General features: G+C 57.7%; 2 protein-coding genes. Both read left to right on the top strand.

Features of this window, described 5'->3' with window-relative positions; translation table 11 throughout:
- Nucleotides 1-963, top strand: a 963-nt coding sequence (locus AB4Z23_RS27080; RefSeq protein WP_441361133.1) for a histidine kinase, incomplete at its 5' end; no start/stop codon positions are given.
- Nucleotides 960-1339 (top strand): response regulator (locus AB4Z23_RS27075; RefSeq protein ID WP_441361132.1); only part of this gene is annotated, 380 nt, incomplete at its 3' end. The genes AB4Z23_RS27080 and AB4Z23_RS27075, both read left to right, overlap by 4 nt.

Raw genomic sequence — 1339 nt, 5'->3', positions numbered from 1 at the left:
GTTCAGTACAAGTGGGAGAAACCGTCGACCCGGAAAACGGCCGACAAGCTGTCCTTTGCGGCCGGTCTCGACAAGTGGCGCTGGATGATCGGGACAGGAGTTTATCTGGATGACGTTTTTGCAGCGACCGCGGCGGCCAAGGAAGAATTGCGCCATTCCATCACCTGGAATTTTCTGATCGTTGCGCTGTTTGCAGTTCCTGCCGTGCTGTTGGTGTTTGCCACCTGCATGCTGCTCAATCTGCGCCAGCAGAGGATGGCGGATGGTCGGCTCAAGGAATTGATGCAGCGGGTGATTGATACACAGGAGGAGGAGCGCCTGCGCATTGCCCGGGAATTGCATGACGGCATCTCTCAAAATCTTGTCGGCGTGCGTTTCGCAATCGATCTTGCGCGGCGCAAGGTGACGCCGGACAATGTTGGTGCTGTAGAGGCTATCGGCAAAGGGGCGGCCGCACTGACCGAGGCGATCAAGGAGGTCCGTCGTATTTCACACGACCTGCGCCCACGTGTTCTCGATGACCTGGGATTGACCGCGGCTTTAGAAGCACTGATTTCAAGCTTTTCCGAACGCACCGGTATCGCGGCAACGCTGGAATCGGTGGCCTTCAAGCACATGCTAGTTCCGGAAGCCCGTGTCGCCCTTTATCGTGTCGCGCAGGAGGCGCTGACCAATATTGAGCGTCATTCGAATGCGACGCGGGTCACCATCAGGTTCTCCAGCCGGGATGAACGCGTGCAGATGATCGTCAGCGACAATGGCCGCGGATTTCCGGCCACCCGCAAAGAGAGCGAAATGGCGACCGACAAGGGGCTTGGCTTGCGAAACATGCAGGAACGCATGACCCATTTCGGGGGCAGGCTTGATGTGGAAAGCTCTGCCAAGGGAACGGTTCTGCGAGCGGTCCTGCCCATGACGGCTATGWAGGACCGCGGCCACCGTGTGCAGGAGGCTGCGGAATGAACGTTCATCCTATCCGGGTTCTTCTTGTCGACAACCATCCTCTCATCCTCGACGGGTTGAAGGCAGTGCTCGAAACGTACGAGCACATCACTGTCGTGGGAACCGCAGTGTCTGCCGTGGCGGGTATTGACGCGGCTGTGGCCACGCAACCCCATGTGGTGCTGATGGACATCAACATGCCCCAGATCAATGGCATCGATGCACTCGAACTGTTCAAGGAGAAACAGCTTTCAGCGCGGGTGCTGATGCTGTCGATGCATGATAGCCGGGAATATATTTCGACCTCGGTGATGTATGGTGCCGCCGGCTATATCCTGAAAGATGTGGCTACCGAGGAAATAGTGTTAGCCATCGGCACCGTTGCGGCGGGTGGCAC

Source organism: Agrobacterium sp. MCAB5 (assembly GCF_052114365.1).
GTDB classification, from domain to species: Bacteria; Pseudomonadota; Alphaproteobacteria; order Rhizobiales; family Rhizobiaceae; genus Agrobacterium; species Agrobacterium tumefaciens.
Note: the sequence above shows the minus strand (reverse complement) of the source record. Positions and strands in the feature narration are given on the sequence as shown.